Origin of the sequence: Streptomyces viridosporus T7A (assembly GCF_008704515.1) — a bacterium.
GTDB lineage: Bacteria > Actinomycetota > Actinomycetes > Streptomycetales > Streptomycetaceae > Streptomyces > Streptomyces viridosporus.
Genome location: NZ_CP023700.1, coordinates 6,722,270 through 6,747,477, shown reverse-complemented (window position 1 = coordinate 6,747,477; position 25,208 = coordinate 6,722,270). Strand labels below are relative to the sequence as shown.

Here is a 25,208-nt window from a genome sequence, read left to right as displayed (position 1 = left end):
GGCCGCCGGGTGCATCCCCCGGGCACGCCGGACGGGCACGGCGGGGGGCCCGCCCCGCTCGGTGAGCGGGACGGGCCCCCGGGCGGTGGCCGGTGGTGGTCAGGAGCCGGCCGGGACGGCCTCCGGGTTCTCCTTCGCGGCGGCCTCGGCCGCCAGGCGCCGGCGGCGCGTGGCCGGTCCGAAGACGGCCAGGACGACGGCGCCGAGGGTCCAGGTGCCGGCGATGAACATGAAGACCGCCTCGTAGCCGATGCCGTTGTAGATGCCGGCGATCATCAGCGGGCCCACCGCGTTCGACAGGCGGCCCAGGCCGTAGGCGATGCTCGTGCCCAGCGAGCGGCCCCGGGTGTCGAAGAGTTCCGGCGAGTACGCGTAGGCCAGGGCGGTGTAGCCGCGCTCGAAGAGGTTGACCAGGAAGCCGAAGACCACGATCAGCACCGGGGTGAACGTCAGGCCGTACATCAGACCGGTGGCCGCGATGACCAGGCCGAAGACCACCAGGCACCACTTGCGTTCGAACCGGTCGGTGACCATCGCGGCGAGGAAGGAGCCGAGCGGCGCGCCGACGGTGGTCAGGGCGACGTAGAAGATGGAGTCCTCGACACTGACGCCCTCGGCGGCCAGCAGGGTCGGGGCCCAGCTGGAGTAGCCGAAGAAGCCGATGGTCTGGGTGATCCACAGCACCGACAGCACGAGCGTCGGGAAGAGGAACTTCTTCTCCTTGAGCATGCCGAGGCCGGGCTTGACGACCGGGGACTCGGGTCGCGGGACGCGGGGCTCGGGCAGTTCGCCGTGTTCGGCGCGCGCGCCGGCCTCGATGCGGGCCAGCACCGCCTCGGCCTCCTCGTGGCGGCCGCGGGACTCGAGCCACTGCGGCGACTCCACGAGCCTGCGCACGAAGAACAGGAAGAACACGCCGAGCGAGCCCCACAGGTAGACCAGGCGCCAGGACCAGTCCGACAGCGGCACCACGAAGGAGGCGATGAGGTTGGTGGCGGGGGTGCCGCAGATGCCGATGACGATGGCGTACGCCTGGAACTTGCCGCGCTTGGCGCTCGGGAAGAGCTCGCTGATGTAGACGACGGCGACGACGGTCATCGCGGACAGGCCCGCCGAGGTCAGCACGCGGAAGACGCCGAGGGACCACATGTCCCAGGCGAAGACGCACGCGAAGGACCAGACGGTGAACCACAGCGTGGTGGCGGTCAGGGTGCGCTTGCGGCCGAACCGGTCGGCCAGGCCCCCGGCGACGACGGCCCCGAAGAACATGCCGACGAACGACAGCGAGGTCACGTAGGCGACGTGGTTGACCCCGACCCCCCATTGTTCACGGATCACCGGAGCCGTGATGGCGAAGGTGTTGATGTCCGCGAACTCGAAGAAGTAGGCGAACGCCACCGCGACGAGAGTGGTTCTGTGGAACTTCGAGATCGGCAACCGGTCCAGCCGGTGGGCCGCGTTGGTGGTGTGGCTGTGCTGCACTGCACGCTCCAGGGATGGGGACGGACCCGGCGGCTGTGGGCCGGGCCGGCGGCTCGCGTCAGACGGCCTCTTCGGGCCAGTACAGGCGCATGGGGTTGTCGACCAGCAGCGCCCGCTGCTTCTCCGGCGTCGTGGCGACGTGCGGGATGTGGTCGACGAGCAGCCCGTCGTCGGGCATGTGGTCCTTGAGGTTGGGGTGGGGCCAGTCGGTGCCCCACAGCGCCCGGTCGGTGAACTCGTCCACGACCTTGCGGGCGAACGGCACGACGTCGCGGTAGGCGTGGCGCTCGCCGTCCAGGGCGGGCGGGCCGGTGACGGTGAGGCGTTCGGGGCAGGAGACCTTGACCCAGACGTCGTTCGCCTCGACGAAGCGCAGGAAGCGCGCGAACTCGGGGCCGTCGGGGTCGCGGGTGACGTCGGGGCGGCCCATGTGGTCGATGACCAGCGGCACCGGCAGGGAGGCGAAGAAGCCCTCCAGGTCCGCCAGGTCTGCGGCCTCGAAGTAGAGCACGGCGTGCCAGCCGAGCGGGGCGATCCGGCGGGCGACGGTCTCCAGCGCCTCGGTGGGCACGGTGTCCACCAGCCGTCGCACGAAGTTGAAGCGCACCCCGCGCACCCCGGCGTCGTGCAGGCGCCGCAGTTCGCCGTCGGTGACGTCGGGGCGGACGGTGACCACGCCGCGGGCGCGGTTCCCCGCGGTGTGCAGGGCGTCGACCAGGGCGCTGTTGTCGGCGCCGTGGCAGGTGGCCTGCACGATGACGTTGCGGGAGACGCCGAGGTGGTCGCGCAGCGCGAACAGGTCGTGCTGGGAGGCGTCGACGGGCGTGTACTTGCGCTCGGGCGCGAAGGGGAACTCGGCGGCGGGGCCGAAGACGTGGCAGTGGGCGTCCACGGCTCCGTCCGGCAGGACGAAGGAGGGCCTGCTGGGCCCCCGGTACCAGTCGAGCCAGCCGGGGGTGACGGTGAAGGTCGGGTCGGTCATCGCGGTGCTCCCGGGTCGTCAGTCGACGTAGGTCAGGCCGAGCTCGGCCAGGGGGCCGCGCATGCCGTACAGGTCCAGGCCGAGCTCGCCGGCCCGGAACCGTTCCCGCTTGCCCTCCTCGGCGGCCTCCCGCTTCGCGGCGGCCGCGGCGACCTCGGCGGCGCGGGCGGCGGGCACCACGACGACGCCGTCGGCGTCGGCGACGACCACGTCACCGGGGTTGACCAGCGCGTTGGCGACGACGACGGGGACGTTGACGGAGCCGAGGGTGGCCTTGACGGTGCCCTTGGCGTTGACGGCGCGGGAGAAGACGGGGAAGTCCATCGCCCGCAGCTCGTCCACGTCGCGGCAGCCGCCGTCGATGACCAGCCCCTGCGCCCCGCGGGCGCGCAGCGAGGTGGCGAGCAGCTCGCCGAAGAAGCCGTCCTCGCTCTCGGTGGTGCAGCCGGCGACGACGACGTCGCCCTCGCGCACCTGCTCGGCGGCCACGTGCAGCATCCAGTTGTCGCCGGGCTGGAGCAGCACGGTGACGGCGGTGCCGCAGAGCCGGGCGCCCTCGTAGACGGGCCGGATGTAGGGGCGCATCAGGCCGAGGCGGCCCATGGCCTCGTGGACGGTGGCGACCGGGAAGGGCGACAGGGCGTCGACCGCCGCGCGGTCGGCGCGTTCGATCGTGCGGCGGACGACTCCGAGTTCGTGCATGGTGCGGCTCCTTGTGCTCGCGTGGGGCGCCCGGGTGCGGGCGGCGCGGGGTGCGGGGCTCAGCGGCCCTGGGCGGTGAGGCGGGCGTCGAGGCGGGGGTAGACGCGCCGGGCGTTGTGCTCCTCGACGGCGGCCAGGTCCGGTGCGGACAGGCCGGCGTTCTCGACGTAGCGGCGGGTGTCGTCGAAGTGGTGGCCGGTGCGCGGGTCGACGCCGCGGACGGCGCCGACCATCTCGGAGGCGAACAGCACGTTGGCGTGCGGGATCACGTCCAGCAGCAGGTCGATGCCGGGCTGGTGGTAGACGCAGGTGTCGAAGAAGACGTTGCGCAGCAGCGCCTCCTCCGGCTCCGGCTTGCCGAGCGCCTGCGCCAGGCCCCGGAAGCGGCCCCAGTGGTAGGGGACGGCGCCGCCGCCGTGCGGGATCACCAGGCGCAGCTCGGGGAAGTCGGCGAACAGGTCACCGGTGAGCAGTTGCATGAACGCGGTGGTGTCGGCGTTGAGGTAGTGCGCGCCGGTGGTGTGGAAGGCCGGGTTGCAGCTGGTGGAGACGTGCACCATGGCCGGCACGTCCAGCTCGACGAGCTTCTCCCACACCGGGTACCAGGAGCGGTCGGTGAGCGGCGGCGCGGTCCAGTGGCCGCCGGAGGGGTCGGGGTTGATGTTGACGGTGACGGCGCCCAGGTCCCGTACGGCGCGTTCCAGCTCGGGGACGACGGTGGCCGGTTCGGCGCCGGGCGACTGCGGGAGCATCGCGCCGGGGGCGAACCGCTCGGGGTACAGCTCGCAGACGCGGTGGCACAGGTCGTTGCAGATGCGGGCCCAGGCGGAGGAGGTCGCGAAGTCGCCGATGTGGTGGGCCATGAAGGAGGCCCGCGGCGAGAACACGGTGACGTCGATGCCGCGCTCGTCCATCAGGCGCAGCTGGTTGGTCTCGATCGACTCGCGGATCTGGTCGTCGCCGATGACGGGGCCGGCCGGGTCGGGGGCCTGCGCCGGGTCGGTGAGCGCGGCGATCTGGGCGTCGCGCCACCGGCCGAGCGGGGCGGGCGCGGTGGTGTAGTGGCCGTGGACGTCGATGATCACGCGTTCTCCTGGGAAGCGGGGACGGGGTCCCAGACGGACCGGGGGACGAGCAGGTCGCCGGCCATGAGCAGGCGGGCGGTGCGCAGCAGCGCGGAGCGGACGACCCGCCGGGGGTCGTCCGGGTCGAGGCCGAGGGTGACGGCGAACGCGCCGGACGGGTGCTCGACGGAGACGGTGGGCTCCGTGCCGGACACGCCGGCGGCGACGTCGCGGGCGACGCTGCCGTCGAGCACGCAGGCGGTGGCGGCGGTGACGGCGGCCAGTACGCCGATGGACTGGTGGCACACCCGCGGGATGAGGCTGCGCGTGGTGAGGGTGCCGCCGTGCCGCGGCGGCGCCACCAGGGTCATCTTCGGGTAGTTCCGCTCCGTGACGTCGCCCAGGCCCATGGCCTCGCCGCAGACCAGGCGCAGCGCCTCCACCCGGGCCCTGAGCGCCTCGTCGGCGTCGATCTCGGCCGGCGTCTCGTGGCCGGTGGCGCCGAGGCGTTCGGCGGCCACGATCACCAGGGGCTGGCCGTTGTCGATCAGGGTGACGTCGACGGGGCCGACTCCGGGGACCTCGACGGTGTCGCGGGTGCGTCCGGTGGGGAGCAGGGCGCCGGCGACGGAGCCGGCGGTGTCCAGGAAGCCGATCTCGACCGGGGCGGCGGCGTTGGGGACGCCGTCGATCCGGGTCGTGCCCTCGTAGGCGACGTGCCGTGTGCCGTCGGGTCCGGCCGGGGTGACGACGGTGATCTCGGCGACCATTCCGGTGTTGCGGGTGAGCACACGGGCGGTGGTACGGTCGGCGACGGGTACGACCATGCCGGTCTCGACGGCGAAGGGCAGCACGGCGGCGAGCATGTTGCCGCAGTTGGACGAGGTGTCCACGATGCCCCCGGCGGGCTGCACCTGGGCGAAGGTCCACTCCACGTCGACGCCGGGCTCCGTACCCGGGCGGACGATCCCGATCTTGCTGGTGAGCGGGTGCCCGCCGCCGACGCCGTCGATCTGCCGCGGGTCGGGCGACCCCATCGCGGCCAGCAGCACGGCGTCCCGGGTCCCGGTGTCCCCGGGCAGCAGCCGACCGTCGAAGAAGGGTCCCCGCGAGGTGCCGCCCCGCATGAACAGGCAGGGAATCGCGGTCTGGGAGCCGTGCCTGCGGACCGGGCGGGTCCGGAGTGCGGCTTCGGCGGACATGGTCGCTCCTTCGCTGACGGGGGGGATGCGAAGGAACTTAAATCACTGACCAGATTGTTGACAATACTTTCGACGAAAATGCCCGCCGGGATCTCACGGACTGGATCGGGGGCCGCCGCTCCGTGGTCGGGCGACCGCGCACCGGGGCCCGGACGCACGTCCGCGCCCCTCCGGAGGCTGTCCGGAAGGGCGCGGCACGGGTGGGGGCGGGTCGGCCGGGTTCCGTCGGCCGGGTCGGGTCAGCCGACGACGGCCGGCTGTGCGGGCGCCTCCCGCGGGCCGCCGCTGATCGGCAGGACCTCGGCGTCCGAGGTCCGCACGAAGCGGGGACCGTCCGGCCCGTACACCCCGCGCGGCTCCGGGAACAGGGTGAGCAGGACGAGGTAGAGCACCGCCGCCAGGGCCAGGCCGACCGGCAGCGAGACGTCCATGCCGTCGGCCAGGTCGCCGAGCGGTCCGACGAACTGACCGGGCAGGTTGGTGAAGAGCAGGGCCACGGCGGCGGAGACCAGCCAGGTGGCCAGGCCGCGCCAGTTCCACCCGTGGGCGAACCAGTAGCGGCCGCCGGTGCGGCGCTGGTTGAAGACCTGGAGCGCCTCCGGGTCGTACCAGCCCCGGCGGGTGACGTAGCCGAGGATCATCACGACCATCCACGGCGCGGTGCAGGTGATGATCAGGGTGGCGAAGGTGGAGATCGACTGCGTGAGGTTCAGCCAGAAGCGGCCGGCGAAGATGAACACGATGGACAGCACGCCGATGAAGATCGTCGCCTGGACGCGGCTGAAGCGGGTGAAGACGCTGCAGAAGTCCAGTCCGGTGCCGTACAGCGCGGTCGTGCCGGTGGACAGGCCGCCGATCAGGGCGATGAGGCAGAGCGGCAGGAAGTACCAGCCGGGCGCGATCGCGAGCAGGCCGCCGACGTAGTTGGGCGCGTCGGGGTCGAGGTACGCCCCGGCCCGGGTGGCGATGATCGACGCGGTGGCCAGGCCGAAGACGAACGGCAGCAGTGTGGCGATCTGGGCCAGGAACGCCGCGCCCATCACCCGGCGGCGGGGGGTCGCGGCCGGGATGTAGCGGGACCAGTCGCCGAGGAACGCGCCGAAGGAGACCGGGTTGGAGAGCACGATCAGTGCGGACCCGATGAAGGACGGCCAGAAGAGCGGGTCCGCGGTCGAGGCGAAGGTGCCCGCGTAACCGGGGTCGAAGTCGCCGGCGAAGGCGAAGGCGCCCAGCACGAACAGGGCCGAGGCCGCCACCACGGCGATCTTGTTGACCAGCAGCATGAAGCGGAAGCCGTAGATGCAGACCACCAGCACGAGGCCGGCGAAGACCGCGTAGGCCAGGGCGTACGTCACCGTCGACTCGGGGACTCCCAGCAACCGGTGCGCGCCGCCGACCAGGGCGTCCCCCGAGGACCACACCGAGATCGAGAAGAAGGCGATCGCGGTGAGCAGCGCGAGGAAGGAGCCGACGACCCTTCCGTGCACCCCCAGGTGGGCGGAGGAGGAGACGGAGTTGCTGGTGCCGTTCGTGGGCCCGAAGAGCGCCATGGGCGCGAGCAGCAGCGCGCCCGCGACCAGGCCGAGCAGCGTCGCCGCGAGCCCCTGCCAGAAGGAGAGGCCGAACAGGATGGGGAAGGTGCCCAGCACACAGGTGGCGAAGGTGTTGGCGCCGCCGAAGGCGAGGCGGAACAGATCGAGCGGACGGGCCGTGCGGTCCTCGTCCGGAATCTGCTCGACACCGTATGTCTCGATGTCGGTGACCGCGGTCTTCACGGGATCTCCTCCTTCTGTTCACGCCCCGGGGGATGGCCCCACAGTCTGAATCCCCCCACTGACCTGCGACAACTGTGTCAATCACAGAGAGGTAGCCTGCTTTATGTGGCCACCAACAAACTGACCGTCGAGGATCTGCTCTCCTTCCCCGCCCTCCAGCTGACGCTGCGGGCGGGGAAGAGTGGACTCTCACGCTCCGTTTCCTGGGCCCACACCAGCGAGTTGGCCGATCCGACCCCCTGGCTGCTGGGGGCCGAGGTGATCATGACGACGGGGCTCGCGATCCCCCGCACCGCGACCGGGCAGCGCCGCTATCTGGAGCGGCTGGACGACGCCGGGGTCTCCGCGCTGGCCCTGTCGGCGCAGCTGCACATGCCGCCGCTGCACGACGCGTTCTTCAAGGCGGCCGAGGAACGGGGCTTCCCCGTCCTGGAGGTGCCGCTCGCCGTTCCGTTCATCGCGGTCTCCCAGGAGGTCGCCGCCGCGGTGCAGGAGGACGCCCGGCACCGGCTGGGCGCGCAGCTGCAGGTCTTCGGCTCGCTGCGCTGGATGGTCGCCGAGGACCTCGACACCCCGACCCTCCTGCGCCGCCTCGAGCGCCTGTCCGGGTACAACGTCTTCCTCTGCACCCCGCAGGGCCGCCCGCTGCTGCCCGGGGTGCCCACCCCCGACCCGGGCGTGCTGCCCGCCTCGGTGGACGCCCCGCCGACCGTCCCCGGCGGTTTCGTCCTGCCCGTGCCGGCACCGGGCGGTCCGGCCGGTTTCCTGGTGGCGTACGAGAGGCAGGGCGCCCAGCCCGCCGGGCTCGCGGTCGTCCAGCACATCGCCACGGTGGCGGCGCTGCGGCTGGCGATGGTGCGCAACGAACGCGAGACGCTGCGCCGCGAGGGCGCCGAGACCCTCGCCGAACTGCTCCGGGAGGTGCTCGACCCGGACGCCGCCCGCCGCCGGCTCGCCCGGCACGCGATCGAGGGCGAGACCGTGCTGCTCGTGGTCCGGAACACCACCGACGAGGCACTGCTGCACTGCCTGGAGGACCGCCCCCACCTGCTGCTCACCCGGGGCGACGACCGGTACGTGCTCGGGGCCCCGGAACTGGCCCCGGCGATCGGCGAACTGCCCGGGGTGGCGGCCGGGATGAGCCGCCCCTTCCCGCCGGGCGCGGCCCTGAAGGTCGCCGAGCGCGAGGCCCTGTGGGCGCTCTCGAAGGCGGTCGAGTCGGGCCGCCCCCTGGTCCGCTACGGCGACGACGCGACGGGCCGCTGGCTGCCGGAGGACCCCGCGGTGCTGAGCGCGCTGGTCGAGCACGTCCTCGGCGAGGTGCTGCGCTACGACCTGGCCCACGGCTCCCAGCTCCTGGTCTCCGTGCGCACCTGGCTGGAGCGCGACCGCCGTACGGAGACCGCCGCGGCCGCCCTCCACATCCACCCCAACACGCTCGCCTACCGGCTGCGCCGCTTCGGCGCCCTCTCCCGGCGCGACCTGTCCTCGACCGGCGCGCTGGCGGAGGTCTGGCTGGCGATCCAGGCGGCCGGGACGCTGGGGCTCACCGACTGAGCGCGCCGGACACCGGCCCCGGGCGGGGACACGGACCGGGCGGCGCGCACCGCCTCCGAGGCGTTCGTCCGGGCCGGGCCGCCCCCGCCGGCGGGGAACCGGCCGGGGCCGTCACCCCTCGGCCGGGCCCCCCCCCGCCTCGTCGGACGACCGGAGCCGGACGGCCGGCTCCCCCTTGAGGACCTTGCCGCCGGGTCCCAGGGGAAGCCGGTCGGGGAGGACCACCCGCCGCGGACGCCGGTACGCCGCGATGTGCCGCTCACCCCACGCCACGACGGAATCCGCCAGTGCCCCGTCCGGTGTCGGGCCGTCCCGCGGCACCACCACCGCGCACACCTCCTGGCCGTACACCGGGTCGGGGAGCCCCACCACCGCGACCCGGGCGACCGCCGGATGGCGGAGCAGCGCTTCCTCGACCTCACGGGGATGGACGTCGTACCCGCCCCGCAGGATCACGTCCTTCTCGCGGTCGACGGCGGTGGGGTACCCCTCCTCGTCCAGCAGCCCTAGATCGCCGGTGCGGAACCAGCCGTCCACGAACGCGGCGGCCGTGGCGCGGGGGGCGTCGACGTACCCGGCCATCAGGTTGTGCCCGCGGACGACGATCTCGCCCACCTCGCCGGAGGGAGCGGCCCGACGGCGTCCTCCGCCTCGGACCGGGCTGTCGCGACCTCCACGCCCCAGAGGTGATCCGCTCGGCGCCCGCGACCACCGCGGTGCGCTCCGGCCACCGGCCCGCGGAGTCCGAGAGGATCGTGGCCGCCGAGAGGGTCGCCCCCGGGCCCGCCCACGTGTTCCCGCCGTCGGTGACGGCTCCGGAATCCGTCGTGAACGGCCCTGCCGGGGGTTTTCGTACGCGCTCGTCGCGACTCCGCCTCGCTTGCCGGTAATCGGCTTCCATCGGCCGGACGACAGCATGAAACGTCTTCTGTGCAAGACCCGCGGTGGATCCCAGGATGAGCCCGGCCCGAAGGGTGGCGAAAGGAGCGGACCTTGGACATCTCCTCGTACATGGACTTCTTCGTGCGACTCGCCCGCGAAACCGGTGACCGGAAGAGGGAGTTTCTCGAACTCGGCCGCAAGGCGGGTCGGTTCCCCGCGGCGAGCACCTCGAATGGCGAGATTTCCATCTGGTGCAGCAACGACTGTCTGGGTATGGGGCAGCACCCGGACGTCCTCGACACCATGAAGCGCGCCTTGGACGAATACGGCGGAGGATCCGGGGGTTCGCGGAACACAGGCGGAACCAACCACTTCCATGTGGCTCTGGAGCGGGAGCCGGCCGAGCTGCACGGAAAGGAGGACGCCGTTCTCTTCACCTCGGGGTATTCCGCCAATGAGGGATCCCTGTCGGTTCTCGCCGGGGCCGTCGACGACTGCCAGGTCTTCTCGGATTCGGCGAACCACGCGTCCATCATCGACGGATTACGGCACAGCGGCGCCCGCAAGCACGTATTCCGGCACAACGACGGGCGGCATCTGGAGGAGTTGCTGGCCGCGGCCGACCGGGACAAGCCGAAGTTCATCGCCCTGGAGTCCGTGCATTCGATGCGGGGCGACATCGCGCCCCTGGCCGAGATCGCCGGCCTGGCCAAGCGGTACGGAGCGGTCACCTTCCTCGACGAGGTGCACGCGGTCGGCATGTACGGCCCGGGCGGAGCGGGCATCGCGGCCCGGGACGGCGTGCACTGCGAGTTCACGGTGGTGATGGGGACCCTCGCCAAGGCCTTCGGCATGACCGGCGGCTACGTGACGGGACCGGCCGTGCTCATGGACGCGGTGCGCGCCCGGGCCCGTTCCTTCGTCTTCACCACGGCGCTGCCGCCGGCGGTCGCGGCGGGCGCGCTCGCCGCGGTGCGGCACCTGCGCGGCTCGGACGAGGAGCGGCGGCGGCCGGCGGAGAACGCGCGGCTGACGCACGGCCTGCTCCGCGAGCGGGACATCCCCGTGCTGTCGGACCGGTCCCCCATCGTCCCGGTGCTGGTCGGCGAGGACCGGATGTGCAAGCGCATGTCGGCCCTGCCGCTGGAGCGGCACGGCGCGTACGTCCAGGCCATCGACGCGCCCAGCGTCCCGGCCGGCGAGGAGATCCTGCGGATCGCGCCCTCGGCGGTGCACGAGACCGAGGAGATCCACCGGTTCGTGGACGCCCTGGACGGCATCTGGTCCGAACTGGGGGCCGCCCGGCGCGTCTGACGCCCCGCGGTGTCACCCCGCGGGAGGGCTCTGCGGAGCGGGCCCGGCGTCCCCGCCCCCCGGACCCGCACCCGTCCAGATCCGGCCCATCTCGGCGGAGACCGCCATGACCTCCTCGAAGGTGCCCGAGGCCTCCACCCGCCCGCCCTCGAGCACCACCACGCGGTCGGCCGCGCGCAGCAGAGCGGGCCGGTGGGAGACCGCGAGCACGGTCCGCGTCCCGTCCAGCAGCCTCTCCCACAGCAGGTGCTCGGTCTCCGGGTCCAGGGCACTGGAGACGTCGTCCAGCACCACGAGTTCGGGGTCGCCGACCAGCATGCGGGCGATCGCGACCCGCTGGATCTGCCCGCCCGAGAGGCGCAGGCCCCGCGGGCCCACCACGGTGTCCGGGCCGTCCTGCATCGCCGCCAGGTCGGGCTCCGCCACGGCGAGGCGCACGGCCTCGTCGAAGGCCACGCCGTCCCGGCCCAGCAGGACGTTCTCCCGCACCGTCCCGCTGAACAGACACGGGACCTGCGGGGTGTACCCGCAGCGCGGCGCCACCAGGAACGACGCGGGGTCGGCGATCGGTTCGCCGTTCCACAGCACGGTGCCCCGCTCGTGCGGGAGCAGTCCGAGGACGGCCCGGACCAGGGTGCTCTTGCCGGAACCGACCCGGCCGGTGACCACGGTGACGGTGTGCCGCTCCACCACCAGGTCCACGTCCTCTATGCCGTGCCCCGCCCCGGGGTGGCGGGCCGTCAGCCCGCGCACGGCCAGTTCCCGCAGGGGCGGGGCGGGCTCCGGCCCGGCGTCCGGGGCGGCGGCCCCCTCGCTGGCCCCTCCCGGCGCGGCGGACGCGACCGGCGGACCGGCCCGCTCCAGGGACCGCCGCAGCCGGCCGCCGAGGAAGTCGGTGACCCGGCCGAGCGCCACCGAGACCCGCTGCAACCGCACGGACAGCATGCCGATCGACCCCAGGGCCTCGGTCAGGATCTGCAGGTAGAAGGCGAACAGGGCGAGATCGCCGACGCTGAAGGTCCCCTCGTCCATCCGCCCCGCGACCAGCAGCAGCACCACGCCGACCCCGATCGGGGCCGCGTTGCCGATCACCGTGCGCTGGACGACGGCGTACAGCTCCTCCCGCACCGCGGCTTCGGCACGGGCGCCGTTCAGCCCGGCGACGTGCGCGGCGACCTGCGGCTCGGCGGCGGCGGCCTGCACCGCGCCCACCGCGCCCACCATCTCCCGCAGGGCTCCCGCCACCTCCCCGGACGCGGCCCGGGTGGCCCGCCGGTGCCGCAGGAACCGGCTGTGGGCCAGCGCGGTGACCAGCGTCAGCAGGACGAGGAGGGCGAGGAGGGCGCCGGTGACCACGGCGTCGATCCGCATCATCACCGTGACCGACGCGGCGACGAACAGCCAGTGGGCGAGGTTCGTCGGCGCCCAGGCGACGAAGAACCCCGTCTCGTCGACGTCCTCGCCCACCGTTCGCAGGGACTCGCCGGGGCTGGTGCGGGCCGTCACCTCCGACCCGCGCAGGGCCGATCCCAGCAGGGCGTGCCGCAGCCGCGCCGTGGTGCCGTACTGGACCCGCGGCTCCAGCCTGTTGATCATCACGCCGAACTGGAGGAACAGCCGTCCCGCCTCGATCGCGGCCACCAACGCGATGATCAGCCACACGCCCCCGCCCGCGCCCAGCGCGTCGAACAGCCGCTGGAACAGCAGGCCCACCACCAGGGTTCCCGCCCGCAGCAGGACCCACAGGCCGGTGAGGGTCCAGTAGGTGCGGGCCGAGCCGCGCAGCACGTCCGCGAGCCGTCCCAGGACGGACTGCCGCCCCGCTCCGTCGTCCGCCCGCTCCGCTCCTGGCACCCCGCTCCCCCTCCCGTCCCCGTCCCCGTCCTCGTCCCCGTCCCTCACCGGGTGGCTCCGGCCGTGCGGAGGAGTGCGTGGAAGCGCGACCCGGGATCGGCGGCGAGGACCCTCCGCTCCCCCTCCTCGGCGACCTTCCCCTCCTCCAGCACCAGGATCCGGTCGACGTTCCGGAGCAGGTGCGGGCGGTGCTCCACCACGACGGCGGTGCGGCCCTCGAGCAGCCGCTCCAGCGCGGGCATCAGGAGCCGCTCGCTGTACGGATCCAGCCGGGCCGTCGGCTCGTCCATCAGGACCAGCCCCGGATCGCGCAGGAACACCCTGGCCAGCGCGAGCTGCTGCTCCTCGCCCGCGGACATGCCGCGGGCCCCGGCGCCGAGCGGCGTGTCCAGGCCGTCGGGCAGGGTGCGCAGCCAGGGGCCGAGCCCGGCCTCGCCGAGAGCGGCGCGCAGCCGGTCGTCGGGGACGGAGCGGTCGAAGAAGGTGAGGTTGTCCCGCAGCGAGGCGTGGAAGACGTGCACCTCCTGGGTGACCAGCGCGACCCGGCTGCGCAGCGCCCGGGGGTCGATCTCCGTCAGGTCCAGGCCGCCTGCCGACACCGAGCCCGCCCCCGGGTGGTGGAGCCCGAACAGCAGCCGGACCACGGTGGACTTGCCGCTGCCGGTGCGTCCCACGACGCCGAGGCGTTCGCCGGGGCGCAGGGTGAAGGAGACGTCCCGCAGCACCGGCTCGTCGGGCTCGTAGCCGAAGGAGACCCCGTCGAAGCGGACTCCGGGCAGTCCGGCCGGCAGCGTCCCGCGTCCCGTGCGGGGCGCCGCCGTCCCGTGGCCCAGCAGGTCCCTCAGCCGCTGGGCGCTCGCGGCGGCGTCCTCGAGTTCGCGGAAGCGGGTGGTGACCGCGAGCAGGGGGCGGCGCAGCAGCATCGCGTAGGACAGGGAGGCGAAGGCCGTCCCCGTGGAGAGCTGTCCGCGGGCGTGCAGCCAGGCGCTGACCGCCAGGGCCAGGACGACGCTGACGGCGGACAGGCCCTGCACCGTGGCGGGCCAGCGGACCGAGGCCCGCGCCGCGTCGCGGGCCTTCCGGTACAGGTCGTCCTGCCGGTCGCCGAGTTCCCGCAGGGTGTACCGCGAGGCCCCGTTGACGCGGAGGTCCTCCGCCGCCGCGAGGCGCTCCTCGAGGAAGCCCTGCAGGTCCGCCGCGACCCGCTGCCGCGCGGTGACGAAGGGCATGGCGCGGCCCACCAGGGTCCGCAGCAGCAGGAGGGTGCCTGCCGCGAACGGGGCGAACACCAGGGCCAGCCGCCATTCCAGCCGGAACAGGGCGACGAGGATGCCGACGATCAGCAGTGCCTGCGCCAGCAGTTCCAGCAGCAGCGTCGACATCACCGCGGCGAGCCGGGTGACGTCGCCGTCCATCCGCTCGACGAGTTCGCCGGGCGGATGCTTGCGGTAGAAACCCGGCGGCCGGCTCAGGCAGTGCTCGACCAGGTCCGCGCGCAACCGGTTGGTGCTGCGCCAGGCGACCCGTGAGGACAGCGCCTCGGTGCCCGCGGTGACCACGAGCGTCCCGACGGCGGCCGCCAGGGACCAGGCGGCGAGGTCCAGCAGCGTCTTCCGGGAGTCGCCGGAGAGCGCCCCGTCGATGAATCCGCGCAGCAGGTAGGGCGCCACCAGCTGGAGCCCCATCCCCGCGGGGACCAGGAGGGCGAGCAGCGCCACGGCGGTCCGTTCACCGCGCAGGTAGCGGACAAACGTGGAGAGATGCCGCAACGGACTGTCTGCCAACGCGCCCCTCCCCCGTTCGCCCGGCGGCGAGCGGCCAGCATAAAGTCCTGTGCGTCTCCTTGTGAATGACGCCTCGTCAGCGGCGGCCGGAGCGCGCCCTTTCTGCGGGAATGCCGATAGCGGACGCCGCTCCGGGAGGGGGCGAAGCACACCATTGCTCGTGATTGACGCATGCTGTTAGACTCCCCACGTCTCTTGGTCCGGACATGCGTTTCTCAACGCCGAAAGCCTGGTCAACCGCACTTTCGGCACCGCACAGTCCCACGGCGTCCGAGCGGTCGCGCGAGTCGGCCCGGTCGAGCCAGAGGCAGCCACACGAACGTGCACCGCAATGCACCGCCTTGATCAGCCAGTTGTGAGCGAAACAAGGGGGATTCGTGTCGAGCGATACACACGGAACGGACTTAGCGGACGGCGACGTTTTGGTCACCGGTGCGGCCGGCTTCATCGGGTCGCACCTGGTGACGGAACTGAGGAATTCCGGCAGAAACGTTGTGGCGGTGGACCGGAGACCCCTTCCGGACGACTTGGAGAGTACGTCCCCGCCCTTTACCGGTTCGCTCCGGGAGATACGCGGTGACCTCAACTCATTGAATCTGGTGGACTGCCTGAAAAACATCTCGACGGTCTTCCACTTGGCTGCGTTACCCGGAGTCCGCCCGTCCTGGACCCAATTCCCCGAGTACCTCCGGTGCAATGTACTGGCGACCCAGCGCCTGATGGAGGCCTGTGTGCAGGCCGGCGTGGAACGCGTGGTGGTCGCCTCGTCCTCCAGCGTCTACGGCGGCGCGGACGGCGTGATGAGCGAGGACGACCTGCCCCGTCCGCTCTCCCCCTACGGGGTCACCAAACTCGCCGCGGAGCGGCTGGCCCTGGCCTTCGCGGCCCGCGGCGACGCCGAGCTCTCGGTCGGCGCCCTGAGGTTCTTCACCGTCTACGGCCCCGGCCAGCGCCCGGACATGTTCATCTCCCGGCTGATCCGGGCGACGCTCCGGGGCGAACCCGTCGAGATCTACGGCGACGGGACCCAGCTCCGCGACTTCACCCATGTGTCCGACGTGGTGCGGGCGCTGATGCTGACCGCGTCGGTCCGGGACCGGGGCAGCGCGGTACTGAACATCGGCACCGGGAGCGCCGTCTCGGTCAACGAAGTGGTCTCCATGACCGCGGAGCTGACCGGTCTGCGCCCGTGCACCGCGTACGGCTCCGCCCGCATCGGCGACGTCCGCTCGACCACCGCCGACGTGCGGCAGGCCCAGAGCGTCCTGGGCTTCACGGCCCGGACGGGTCTGCGGGAAGGTCTCGCCACCCAGATCGAGTGGACCCGGCGGTCACTGTCCGGCGCCGAGCAGGACACCGTCCCGGTCGGCGGCTCCTCGGTGTCCGTGCCGCGGCTGTAGGCGGCATGTGCGGCTTCGTCGGATTCAGTGACGCCGGCGCCGGGCAGGAGGACGCCCGTGTCACGGCCGAGCGCATGCTCGCCGCCGTGGCGCACCGCGGCCCCGACGGCTCGGACTGGTGCCACCACCGGGGCGTCACCCTCGCGCACTGCGCCCTGACCTTCACCGATCCGGACCACGGCGCGCAGCCGTTCGTCTCCGCGTCGGGAGCCACCGCCGTGGTGTTCAACGGCGAGCTCTACAACCACGCCGTGCTGCGCGCCGAGGTGCGGGCGGCGGGCGTTGCCCTGCGCACCGGAAGCGACACAGAAGTCCTGGTGGAACTCTACGAGTTGCTGGGCATGCGGATGCTCGACCGGCTGCGGGGCATGTTCGCCTTCGCGCTGCACGACGCCCGCACCGGCACCACCGTGCTGGCCCGCGACCCGATGGGGAAGAAGCCCCTCTACTACACCTGCGTGCCGGACGGCATCGCCTTCGCGTCCGAACTCACCGCTCTGCTGCGGCACCCCGCCGCGCCGCGCACACCGGACGTGCGGGCGCTCGCCGACTACCTGGTGCTCCAGGCGTTCTGCGCCCCCGCCTCGGCCGTGTCGGGGGTGTGCAAGGTGCGCCCCGGCAGCTACGTGACCCACCGGCACGGCGCGTTGGACGAGATCGAGTTCTGGCGGCCCCGCCTGACCCCCGACCGGAGGGCGGGCCGCGGCCCCGGACGGCGTGAGGCCGCGCGGCGGTTCGAGGAGCTCTTCCGCGCCGCGGTCGCCCGCCGGATGACCAGCACCGACCGCCGCCTCGGCGTACTGCTCAGCGGCGGCCTGGACTCCAGCGCGGTCGCCGCGGTGGCCCAGCAGCTCCTGCCGGGACGGCCGGTGCCCACCTTCAGCGCGGGGTTCGCGGACCCGGACTTCGACGAGAGCGACCACGCACGGGCGGTGGCGCGCCACCTCGGCACCGAGCACCATGTGGTGCGGATCGGCGGGGCCGACCTCGCCGGTGTGGTGGAGTCCGAACTCGCCGTGGCCGACGAGCCGTTGGCCGATCCCTCCCTGCTGCCCACACGTCTGGTCTGCCGGGCGGCGCGCGAGCACGTCCGCGGCGTGCTCACCGGCGACGGCGCGGACGAACTGCTCCTGGGCTACCGCTACTTCCAGGCCGAGCGGGCGATCGAGCTGCTGCTGCGCGTGCTGCCGGCCCCCCGGCTGGAGGCCCTCGTCCGGCTGCTGGTGCGCCGGCTGCCGGCCCGTTCCGGCAACCTCCCCGTGACCCACGCCCTCGGTCTGCTGGCCAAGGGCCTGCGCGCGGCCCCGGAGCACCGGTTCTACCTCTCGACGGCGCCCTTCGGCCCGGGCGAGCTGCCACGGCTGCTCACCCCCGAGGCCGGGGCCGAACTGACCGGGCACGACCCGTTCACCGAGGTGTCGCGCCTCCTGCGGGGACAGCCGGGCCTGACCGGTGTCCAGCGCAGCCAGCTCGCCGTGGTGACCCACTTCCTGCGGGACGTGATCCTCACCAAGACGGACCGGGGCGGCATGCGCAGCTCCCTCGAGCTGCGTTCCCCCTTTCTCGACCTGGACCTGGTCGAGTACGGCAACTCCCTGCCCACCGGCCTGAAGCTGCACCGGTTCACCGGCAAGTACCTGCTGCGGCAGGTCGCCGCCGGCTGGCTGCCCCCTTCCGTCGTCCAGCGGACGAAGCTGGGTTTCCGCGCGCCGGTGGCGGCCCTGCTCCGCGGCGAGCTGCGGCCCCTGCTCCTGGACACCCTCTCCCCGTCGTCCCTGCGCCGCGGCGGCCTGTTCGACACCGGGGCGGTGCGCCTGCTGATCGACGACCACCTCGGCGGCCGGCGCGACACCTCCCGCAAGCTGTGGGCGCTGCTGGTCTACCAGCTCTGGTTCGAGAGCCTGACGGCCGGACCCCGCGCCCTCGAGTCCCCCGCGTACCCGGCCCTCTCCTAGGAGACCCATGGCTGCCCCCGACCGACCGCTCGTCCAGGTGCTCTCCCCCCGGACCTGGGGCGAGTTCGGCAACTACCTCGCCGCGACGCGCTTCTCCCGCGCGCTCCGGAGCGTGATCGACGCGGAAGTGACCCTGCTGGAGGCGGAGCCGATCCTCCCGTGGATCGGCGAGGCCGGGGCGCAGATCCGGACCATCTCCCTGGAGAGCCCCGACGCCGTCGTCCGCAACCAGCGGTACATGGCCCTCATGGACCGCCTCCAGGCACGCTTCCCGGAGGGGTTCGAGGCGGACCCCACCGCCGCCCAGCGGGCGGACCTGGAACCGCTCACCCGGCACCTGCGGGAGAGCGCCCCCGACGTGGTGGTCGGCACGAAGGGGTTCGTGGCGAGGCTGTGCGTGGCCGCCGTCCGGCTCGCCGGGACGTCCACCAGGGTCGTCAGCCACGTGACCAACCCCGGGCTGCTGCAGCTGCCGCTGCACCGCAGCCGGTACCCGGACCTGACACTCGTCGGCTTCCCCCGGGCGAAGGAGCACCTGCTGGCCACGGCCGGCGGCGACCCGGAGCGCGTCCAGGTGGTGGGCCCGCTCGTCGCCCAGCACGACCTGCGGGACTTCATGACCAGTGAGACGGCCGTCTCCGAGGCGGGGCCCTGGGGCGGCGACTCGGGCCCGGACCGGCCACGGGTGATCATCTTCTCCAACCGCGGCGGGGACACCTACCCCGAGCTGGTGCGGCGCCTCGCCGACCGCCACCCCGGCATCGACCTCGTCTTCGTCGGTTACGGCGACCCGGAGCTCGCCCGCCGCACCGCCGCGGTCGGGCGGCCCCACTGGCGGTTCCACAGCGTCCTCGGCCAGAGCGAGTACTTCGACTACATCCGGCGTGCCTCCCGGTCCAGGTACGGGCTCCTCGTCTCGAAGGCGGGGCCCAACACCACCCTGGAGGCGGCCTACTTCGGCATACCGGTCCTGATGCTCGAGTCGGGGCTGCCCATGGAGCGGTGGGTGCCGGGACTGATCCACGAGGAGGGGCTGGGCCACGCCTGCGCCACCCCCGAGGAGCTGTTCCGCACGGCGGACGACTGGCTGACCCGCCCGTCGGTGATCGAGGTGCACAAGAAGGCCGCGGTCTCCTTCGCCGCTTCCGTACTGGACCAGGACGCGGTGACGGCCAGGATCAAGGCCGCCCTCCAGCCCCTGCTGGACGCCCGATGACGGTCCGCCGTCCGGCCGCGTCCGCCCCCCGCGTCCTCCTGACCGCGGGCCCCGACGGGGTGCGCGTGGAGGGCGACGGGGAGGCGCGCCTCGGGCACCCCCTCACCGGTGACCACCTGGACCCGGGCCCGCCGGCCGAAGGCGTCTTCGCCGGGTGGAGGTGGGACGGCGAGCGCCTGGTGGCCCGCAACGACCGCTACGGCGTCTGCCCCCTCTTCTACCGGGCCGGCGGCGGCTCACTCGCGCTCTCCCCCGACCCGCTCGCCCTGCTGCCGGAGGACGGGCCCGTCGAGCTGGACCACGACGCGCTCGCCGTCTTCCTGCGGACGGGGTTCTTCCTCGCCGAGGACACGGCCTTCGCACAGGTCCGCGCACTGCCCCCGGCGGCCACGCTCACCTGGGACACCGGCGGGCTGCGGCTGCGGTCCGACGGGCCGCCGCGCCCCGGGGCCGCCGCGATGACCGAGGCGCAGGCGGTCGACGGCTTCGTCGACCTGTTCCGCGCCTCGGTGGCCCGCCGGCTGCCCGGCGAACCGTACGACCTGCCGCTCAGCGGCGGCCGGGACTCGCGGCACATCCTGCTCGAGCTGTGCCGCCGCGGCGCACCGCCGCGGCGGTGCGTCAGCGGCGCCAAGTTCCCTCCCGACCCGGGGGCCGACGCGCGCGTGGCGGCCGCCCTGGCGGGCCGGCTCGGTCTGCCGCACACGGTGGTGCCGCGCCCCCGTTCGCAGTTCCGCGCGGAGCTCGCCGCCCTGCCGGCCCAGGGCATGACCACCCTGGACGGCGCGTGGACCCAGCCGGTCCTGGCCCACCTGCGCCGCCACAGCCGCATCTCGTACGACGGTCTCGGCGGCGGGGAGCTCGTCCAGAACCCGAGCGTGGAGTTCATCCGGGCCAACCCCTACGACCCCGCAGACCTGCCCGGCCTGGCGGACCGGTTGCTGGCCGCGAGCCGGACCGGCCCCCACGTGGAGCACCTGCTGAGCCCCCGGACGAACGCCCTGTGGAGCAGGCAGGCGGCGCGGCGGCGCCTCGTCACCGAGCTGGCCCGGCACGCCGACAGCGCCAGCCCGCTCAGTTCCTTCTTCTTCTGGAACCGGACCCGGCGCTCCATCTCCGCGGCTCCGTTCGCCCTGGGGGACGGACGGGTCCTGACGCACACCCCCTACCTCGACCACGCCCTCTTCGACCACCTCGCCTCGGTGCCGCACCGCTTCCTGGTCGACGGGACGTTCCACGACCGGGCGCTGCACCGGGCCTTCCCCGAGCACGCGGACCTGGGGTTCGCCTCGTCGGTGCCCCAGCGGCACGGACCCGTGCTGGTCGCGCACCGACTGGCGTACCTGCTCCGGTTCCTCGCCCACGCGACGGTCGTGGAACCGGGCTGGTGGCGCGGCCCCGACCGCTTCCTGCAACGGCTGCTGGCCGCCGGCCGGGGGCCCGGGGCCCCGCAGCGCGTCAGCAGGCTGCAGCCCCTGGCGCTCTACCTGCTGCAGTTGGAGGACCTCGCCGTCCGAAGGGCCCGCCGCCGGCCGTAGCGGGGCCGGACCGCCGCAGACCCCCACTTCACGAGACATCAGCCGCAGGGCCCAGAAGGAGCACATCGCATGCGGAAGACATTGCCCGTGATCAGCACAGGTCCCGCCGCGGGAGCGACGTCGGGCGGATGCTCCGCCCCGGCCGAGACCCCGGCCCGGTCGGGAATACCGCTGTGGCGCAAGCGCAAACTGCGGATCGCCCTGGTGCGCCATCACGACCTGTGCCTGAACACCCGTCAGATAGCGCGGGTCCAGAAGCGGGCCGGCGTGCTGCCGCACCTCGGGCTGGGTTACATCCACACCGCGCTCAAGTCGGCCGGGTTCCACCACGTCATCCAGGTCGACACCCCCGCCCTGGGCCTCGACAGCGAGGGGCTGCGCAAGCTGCTCGCGGACTTCGAGCCGGACCTGGTCGGGGTGAGCACCACGACACCCGGTCTGCCCGGCGCCATCGAGGCGTGCGAGGCGGCCAAGAGCACCGGGGCGAAGGTGATCCTGGGCGGGCCGCACACGGAGGTGTACGCGCACGAGAACCTGGTCCACGAGTCCATCGACTACGTGGGCGTCGGCGAAGGCGTCACGATCATGCCGGAACTGGCGGAGGCGATGGAGCGGGGCGAGGAGCCGGAGGGCATCCGCGGCCTGGTGACCCGCAAGCACGACGGCGGTGCCGCGCCGATGGTGAACCTGGAGGAGGTCGGCTGGCCCGAACGCGCCGGGCTCCCGATGGACCGCTACTACTCGATCATGGCTCCGCGGCCGTTCGCGACGATGATCTCCAGCCGCGGCTGCCCCTTCAAGTGCAGCTTCTGCTTCAAGCAGGCCGTGGACAAGAAGTCCATGTACCGCAGTCCCGAGGACGTCGTCGGTGAGATGACGGAGCTCAAGGAGCGGTGGGGGGTGAAGGAGATCATGTTCTACGACGACGTGTTCACCCTGCACCGCGGCCGGGTGCGGGAGATCTGCGGGCTCATCGGGGAGACCGGCCTCAAGGTCCGCTGGGAGGCGCCCACCCGCGTCGACCTGGTGCCCGAGCCGCTGCTGGAGGCGATGGCCGGGGCCGGGTGCGTGCGCCTGCGGTTCGGCATCGAGCACGGTGACAGCGAGATCCTCGAGCGGATGCGCAAGGAGAGCGACATCCAGAAGATCGAGAAGGCCGTCACCTCCGCCCACGAGGCCGGGATCAAGGGCTTCGGGTACTTCATCGTCGGCTGGCTCGGGGAGACCCGGGAGCAGTTCCGCAGGACCGTCGACCTCGCCTGCCGCCTCCCGCTGGACTACGCCAGCTTCTACACCGCGACGCCCCTGCCGGGCACCCCCCTGCACACGGAGTCCGTGGCCGCCGGCCAGATCCCGCCCGACTACTGGGACCGCTTCGTGCGGGGCGAGTTCGACGCGCGGATCGGGTACCTGGTGCCGGACGCGCAGGAGCGCGCCCAGTGGGCGTACCGCTCCTTCTTCATGCGCCGCTCCATGGTCAAGCCGCTGCTGTCGCACATGGCGGTGACCGGCCAGTGGCGCAACACGCTGGACGGCCTGCACAGCCTGTACCGGTCGACCTCCAACACCGACCGTGACTTCTGAGCCCGCCGCCCCGGCCGTCCCGCACCCGCCGGTGCGTCCGGGGCCGCCGGTCCGTCTCAACCGGCCGCTGGCGCGGCGCAGGCGGCGGCCGGCCGGGGAGGGGTTCGTGACGCACCACCTGCGGAGCACCATGGCCCGCGGGTTCCGCCCCCCGGAGTCCTGGGAGGTCCCCGTCCGGCACGTCCTGCCCGGTCTGCCGGCCGACGGGACCCCGCGCGCCGAGGAGGCCGCTCAGGCGCTGCGCACGCCCGCCGGGCGGCCGGGCATCGCCCTCGTCGTGCCGACCTACGTCTCCCGGGTGAGCCTGGCGCGGCAGCGGGAGTGGTTCGACGCGCTGCTGGACCAGGCGGCCGCGGTGACGCGGGACCACCCCCTGGTGCCCCTGGTGCTGTTCGTCGGCATGCAGTGGTCGTCGGCCGAGGAGGAGCGGGAGGCGCTGCGGCGCCTGCGTGTGCTGCTGGACGACGCCCGCACCCGGCTGCCCGGACTGCGGGTCTGCGGTCTCGCGCTGCCCGGGCCGGGCAAACCCCGCACCCTCAACGGGGCGATCGCCGTCGCCGAGCTCCTCGGCTGTGCGGGCGTCGGGTGGACCGACGACGACGTGACCCTGGAGGAGGACTGCCTGTCCCGGCTGGTGCGGGACTTCCTGGCGGCGGGCTGCCGCGGGGCGGTGGGCGCGACCAAGGTTGCGCACACCCATGAGTACGCCACCTCCCGGCTGCTGTCCCGGGCCAAGGCGATCGCCGCCCCGGCCACGAACTACCCGCACGGCTGCTGCATCCTGGTGGCCACCGACGTGGTGGCCGGCGGTCTGCCGGGACGCTACGTATCCGACGACGGCTACGTGTGCTTCCGCCTCCTCGACCCCGCGCTGCCCGACCCGCTGGCCCGGCTGCGGCTGGTTCCGGACGCCCGGTGCCACTACTACGTGGCGGGGCCGGCCGGCGAGACCCGCCGCAGGATCCGCAGGCTGCTGCTCAACCACCTCGTCGACCTCGCCGACTGGCCCCTGCCGGTGGTCCGTCACTACTTCCGCCACGTCCTGTTCGGCGGCATGTGGCCGCTGACCGGCTTCGACTCCTCCCGCGGTGCCCGCCACGGTGTGCAGAAGGCGCTCATCAAGTGGCTCTACTTCGCCTGGTTCGCGGGCATCGGGGGCGAACTCTACGTGCGCGGGCTGTCCGGCAGGCCACTGCGCCGCATCGAGTGGGCTCCCTACTCGGACATCCGCAGGCTCACTCCGTCGTCCTCACCCACGCGTCAGGAGAGCTGATGAAGGTACTGTCGCTCCACTCCGCCGGCCACGACACCGGCGTCGCCTACTTCGAGGACGGGCGGCTGGTCTTCGCGGTCGAGACCGAACGGCTCACCCGGGTCAAGCACGACCACCGCTCCGACGTCGCCCTGCGGCACGTGCTCGAGCAGGAGTGCGTGGACACCGACGGGATCGACCTGGTGGCCGTCAGCACCCCGGTCCGCAGCGGGCTGCTGCGCATACCCGACCTGGACCGGGCCATGGAGCGGATCGGGGCGGGCGCCCTCCACCACCGGACCGTCTGCGAGATGCTGGGGCGGCGGGTGGAGTGCGTCGTGGTCACCCACGAGGTCTCCCACGCGGCGCTGGCCGCCCACTACGCGGACTGGGAGGAAGGCACCGTCGTCCTCGTCAACGAGGGCCGCGGCCAGCTCACCCGCAGCTCCCTGTTCCGGGTGACCGGCGGGGCCCTGGAGTGGGTCGACAAGGACCCGCTGCCCTGGTACGGCAACGGCTTCGGGTGGACGGCGATCGGGTACCTCCTCGGCTTCGGCCCGAGCCCCAGCGTGGCGGGCAAGGTGATGGCCATGGGCGGCTACGGGCAGCCGGACCCGCGCATCCGCGAACAGCTGCTGTCGGTGGATCCGGAGGTGATGAACGACCGGGAACTCGCCGAGCGGGTGCGCGCGGACCTGGCCGGCCGGCCCGAGTTCGCCCCCGGGTTCGAGACGGCGTCGCAGGTGGTGGCGACGTTCCAGGAGATGTTCACCGAGGCCGTCCGGGCGGTGCTCGACCGGCATGTGACGCGCACGGACGCCGGGGTGGGCCCGATCGCCCTGGGCGGCGGGTGCGCCCTGAACATCGTGGCCAACTCGGCGCTGCGGGAGGAGTACGGGCGGGACGTCGCCATCCCGCCCGCCTGCGGGGACGCGGGTCACCTGACGGGCGCCGGCCTCTACGCCCTCGCGCAGGTGGCCGGGGTGAAGCCGGAGCCGTTCAGCGTGTACCGCAACGGCGGGGGCGAGGCCCGGGCCGCCGTCCTGGAGGCGGTGGAGGGCGCGGGGTTGCGGGCCGTTCCCTACGACCGGTCCGCGGTCGCCGGGGTGCTGGCCGGGGGCGGGGTGGTGGCGCTGACGCAGGGAGCGGCGGAACTGGGGCCGCGGGCGCTGGGGCACCGGTCGCTGCTGGGCAGTCCCGCGGTGCCGGGCATGCGCGAGCGGATGAGCGAGAAGCTCAAGCGGCGCGAGTGGTTCCGGCCGCTGGGCGCCGTGATGCGCGACGAGCGCTTCGCCGGGCTGTACCCGGGGCGGGCGCCGTCGCCGTACATGCTCTTCGAGTACCGGCTGCCGGACGGGATCGCGCCCGAGGCCCGGCACGTCAACGGCACCTGCCGGATCCAGACCCTGGGCCCCGAGGAGGACCGGCTGTACGGTCTGCTCGCCGAGTTCGAGGAGCTGAGCGGTGTGCCGGCGCTGATCAACACGTCGCTCAACGGCCCGGGCAAGCCCATCGCGCACACCGCCCGGGACGTGCTCGACGACTTCGCGCGCACCGACGTCGACCTCTTCGTGTTCGACGACCTGATGGTGCGGGGCGCCGCCGCGCGGTAGCCCCCGGGGTGGGGCGGGACGGCCGGCCGGAGACGCTCCGGCCGGCCGTCGG

General features: G+C 73.2%; 18 protein-coding genes. 9 read left to right on the top strand and 9 right to left on the bottom strand.

What is annotated here, in order from left to right; all coding sequences use genetic code 11:
- Positions 1 to 99: 99 nt before the first annotated feature.
- The 6 genes from CP969_RS30895 to CP969_RS30870 form a co-directional block, all read right to left on the bottom strand.
- Entirely contained in the window at positions 100 to 1,482 is a 1,383-nt protein-coding gene (locus CP969_RS30895; RefSeq protein ID WP_004981148.1) for an MFS transporter, read from the bottom strand.
- A gap of 58 nt (positions 1,483 to 1,540) precedes the next feature.
- Positions 1,541 to 2,464 carry an amidohydrolase family protein gene (locus CP969_RS30890; protein WP_016823883.1) on the bottom strand — a complete coding sequence of 308 codons (924 nt, stop codon included), beginning with the start codon at positions 2,462 to 2,464 and terminating at the stop codon, positions 1,541 to 1,543.
- 18 nt (positions 2,465 to 2,482) lie between these two features.
- On the bottom strand, positions 2,483 to 3,166 hold the full coding sequence (gene ligK, locus CP969_RS30885) for a 4-carboxy-4-hydroxy-2-oxoadipate aldolase/oxaloacetate decarboxylase (RefSeq protein WP_004981153.1): 684 nt from the start codon (positions 3,164 to 3,166) through the stop codon (positions 2,483 to 2,485).
- Positions 3,167 to 3,225: 59 nt separating this feature from the next.
- Complete coding sequence (locus CP969_RS30880; RefSeq protein ID WP_016823884.1) at positions 3,226 to 4,251, bottom strand: amidohydrolase family protein; 1,026 nt, start codon at positions 4,249 to 4,251, stop codon at positions 3,226 to 3,228.
- The gene (locus CP969_RS30875; RefSeq protein WP_016823885.1) at positions 4,248 to 5,432 is read right to left on the bottom strand and encodes a 4-oxalomesaconate tautomerase; all 1,185 of its coding nucleotides are present in this window, start codon (positions 5,430 to 5,432) and stop codon (positions 4,248 to 4,250) included. The genes CP969_RS30880 and CP969_RS30875 overlap by 4 nt, the downstream gene beginning before the upstream one ends.
- A 239-nt stretch (positions 5,433 to 5,671) precedes the next feature.
- Positions 5,672 to 7,207, bottom strand: a complete 1,536-nt coding sequence (locus CP969_RS30870) for a purine-cytosine permease family protein (protein WP_004981157.1) — start codon at positions 7,205 to 7,207, stop codon at positions 5,672 to 5,674.
- 105 nt (positions 7,208 to 7,312) lie between these two features.
- Here CP969_RS30870 and CP969_RS30865 point away from each other — a divergent pair, with 105 nt between their 5' ends.
- Positions 7,313 to 8,764, top strand: coding sequence for a PucR family transcriptional regulator (locus tag CP969_RS30865; RefSeq protein ID WP_016823886.1), 1,452 nt, complete (start codon positions 7,313 to 7,315; stop codon positions 8,762 to 8,764).
- A 111-nt stretch (positions 8,765 to 8,875) separates the two neighbouring features.
- Here CP969_RS30865 and CP969_RS34330 read toward each other — a convergent pair whose 3' ends face one another.
- Positions 8,876 to 9,379, bottom strand: a complete 504-nt coding sequence (locus CP969_RS34330; protein WP_016823887.1) for an AMP-binding enzyme — start codon at positions 9,377 to 9,379, stop codon at positions 8,876 to 8,878.
- 384 nt (positions 9,380 to 9,763) lie between these two features.
- Between CP969_RS34330 and hemA the strand changes: the two genes are divergently transcribed.
- A complete protein-coding gene (gene hemA, locus CP969_RS30855) occupies positions 9,764 to 10,960 on the top strand; it encodes a 5-aminolevulinate synthase (RefSeq protein WP_026084737.1) in 1,197 nt (398 codons plus the stop codon).
- Positions 10,961 to 10,972: 12 nt separating this feature from the next.
- Here the strand turns inward: hemA and CP969_RS30850 are convergent, their stop codons facing one another.
- Both CP969_RS30850 and CP969_RS30845 read right to left on the bottom strand, forming a co-directional pair.
- Entirely contained in the window at positions 10,973 to 12,814 is a 1,842-nt protein-coding gene (locus CP969_RS30850) for an ATP-binding cassette domain-containing protein (protein ID WP_223887130.1), read from the bottom strand.
- A gap of 44 nt (positions 12,815 to 12,858) precedes the next feature.
- Positions 12,859 to 14,598, bottom strand: a complete 1,740-nt coding sequence (locus CP969_RS30845) for an ABC transporter ATP-binding protein (protein ID WP_004981179.1) — start codon at positions 14,596 to 14,598, stop codon at positions 12,859 to 12,861.
- Between the two features lie 377 nt (positions 14,599 to 14,975).
- Between CP969_RS30845 and CP969_RS30840 the strand changes: the two genes are divergently transcribed.
- From CP969_RS30840 to CP969_RS30810, 7 genes are all read left to right on the top strand, one after another.
- Complete coding sequence (locus tag CP969_RS30840) at positions 14,976 to 15,998, top strand: NAD-dependent epimerase/dehydratase family protein (RefSeq protein WP_223887129.1); 1,023 nt, start codon at positions 14,976 to 14,978, stop codon at positions 15,996 to 15,998.
- A gap of 5 nt (positions 15,999 to 16,003) precedes the next feature.
- Positions 16,004 to 17,953: an asparagine synthase (glutamine-hydrolyzing) gene (asnB, locus tag CP969_RS30835; RefSeq protein WP_016823892.1), complete on the top strand. Its 1,950-nt coding sequence runs from the start codon at positions 16,004 to 16,006 to the stop codon at positions 17,951 to 17,953.
- A gap of 7 nt (positions 17,954 to 17,960) precedes the next feature.
- Complete coding sequence (locus tag CP969_RS30830) at positions 17,961 to 19,169, top strand: glycosyltransferase family protein (RefSeq protein ID WP_004981182.1); 1,209 nt, start codon at positions 17,961 to 17,963, stop codon at positions 19,167 to 19,169.
- Positions 19,166 to 20,707 (top strand): asparagine synthase-related protein, encoded by a 1,542-nt coding sequence (locus CP969_RS30825; protein WP_016823893.1) that lies wholly within the window; start codon positions 19,166 to 19,168, stop codon positions 20,705 to 20,707. Before CP969_RS30830 ends, CP969_RS30825 begins: the two co-directional genes overlap by 4 nt.
- Before the next feature lie 69 nt (positions 20,708 to 20,776).
- Complete coding sequence (locus CP969_RS30820; RefSeq protein WP_026084738.1) at positions 20,777 to 22,291, top strand: B12-binding domain-containing radical SAM protein; 1,515 nt, start codon at positions 20,777 to 20,779, stop codon at positions 22,289 to 22,291.
- Between the two features lie 106 nt (positions 22,292 to 22,397).
- Entirely contained in the window at positions 22,398 to 23,564 is a 1,167-nt protein-coding gene (locus CP969_RS30815) for a hypothetical protein (RefSeq protein ID WP_020476671.1), read from the top strand.
- The gene (locus tag CP969_RS30810) at positions 23,564 to 25,156 is read left to right on the top strand and encodes a carbamoyltransferase C-terminal domain-containing protein (protein WP_004981190.1); all 1,593 of its coding nucleotides are present in this window, start codon (positions 23,564 to 23,566) and stop codon (positions 25,154 to 25,156) included. The genes CP969_RS30815 and CP969_RS30810 overlap by 1 nt, the downstream gene beginning before the upstream one ends.
- Positions 25,157 to 25,208: the final 52 nt, after the last annotated feature.

Bases quoted from the DNA above. Each gene is read 5' to 3' on its own strand.
- CP969_RS30820 (WP_026084738.1), top strand. From the start codon at position 20,777: ATGCGGAAGACATTGCCCGTGATCAGCACAGGTCCCGCCGCGGGAGCG.
- CP969_RS30830 (WP_004981182.1), top strand. From the start codon at position 17,961: ATGGCTGCCCCCGACCGACCGCTCGTCCAGGTGCTCTCCCCCCGGACC.
- ligK (WP_004981153.1), bottom strand. From the start codon at position 3,166: ATGCACGAACTCGGAGTCGTCCGCCGCACGATCGAACGCGCCGACCGC.
- CP969_RS30810 (WP_004981190.1), top strand. From the start codon at position 23,564: ATGAAGGTACTGTCGCTCCACTCCGCCGGCCACGACACCGGCGTCGCC.
- asnB (WP_016823892.1), top strand. From the start codon at position 16,004: ATGTGCGGCTTCGTCGGATTCAGTGACGCCGGCGCCGGGCAGGAGGAC.
- CP969_RS30825 (WP_016823893.1), top strand. From the start codon at position 19,166: ATGACGGTCCGCCGTCCGGCCGCGTCCGCCCCCCGCGTCCTCCTGACC.
- CP969_RS30875 (WP_016823885.1), bottom strand. From the start codon at position 5,432: ATGTCCGCCGAAGCCGCACTCCGGACCCGCCCGGTCCGCAGGCACGGC.
- CP969_RS30890 (WP_016823883.1), bottom strand. From the start codon at position 2,464: ATGACCGACCCGACCTTCACCGTCACCCCCGGCTGGCTCGACTGGTAC.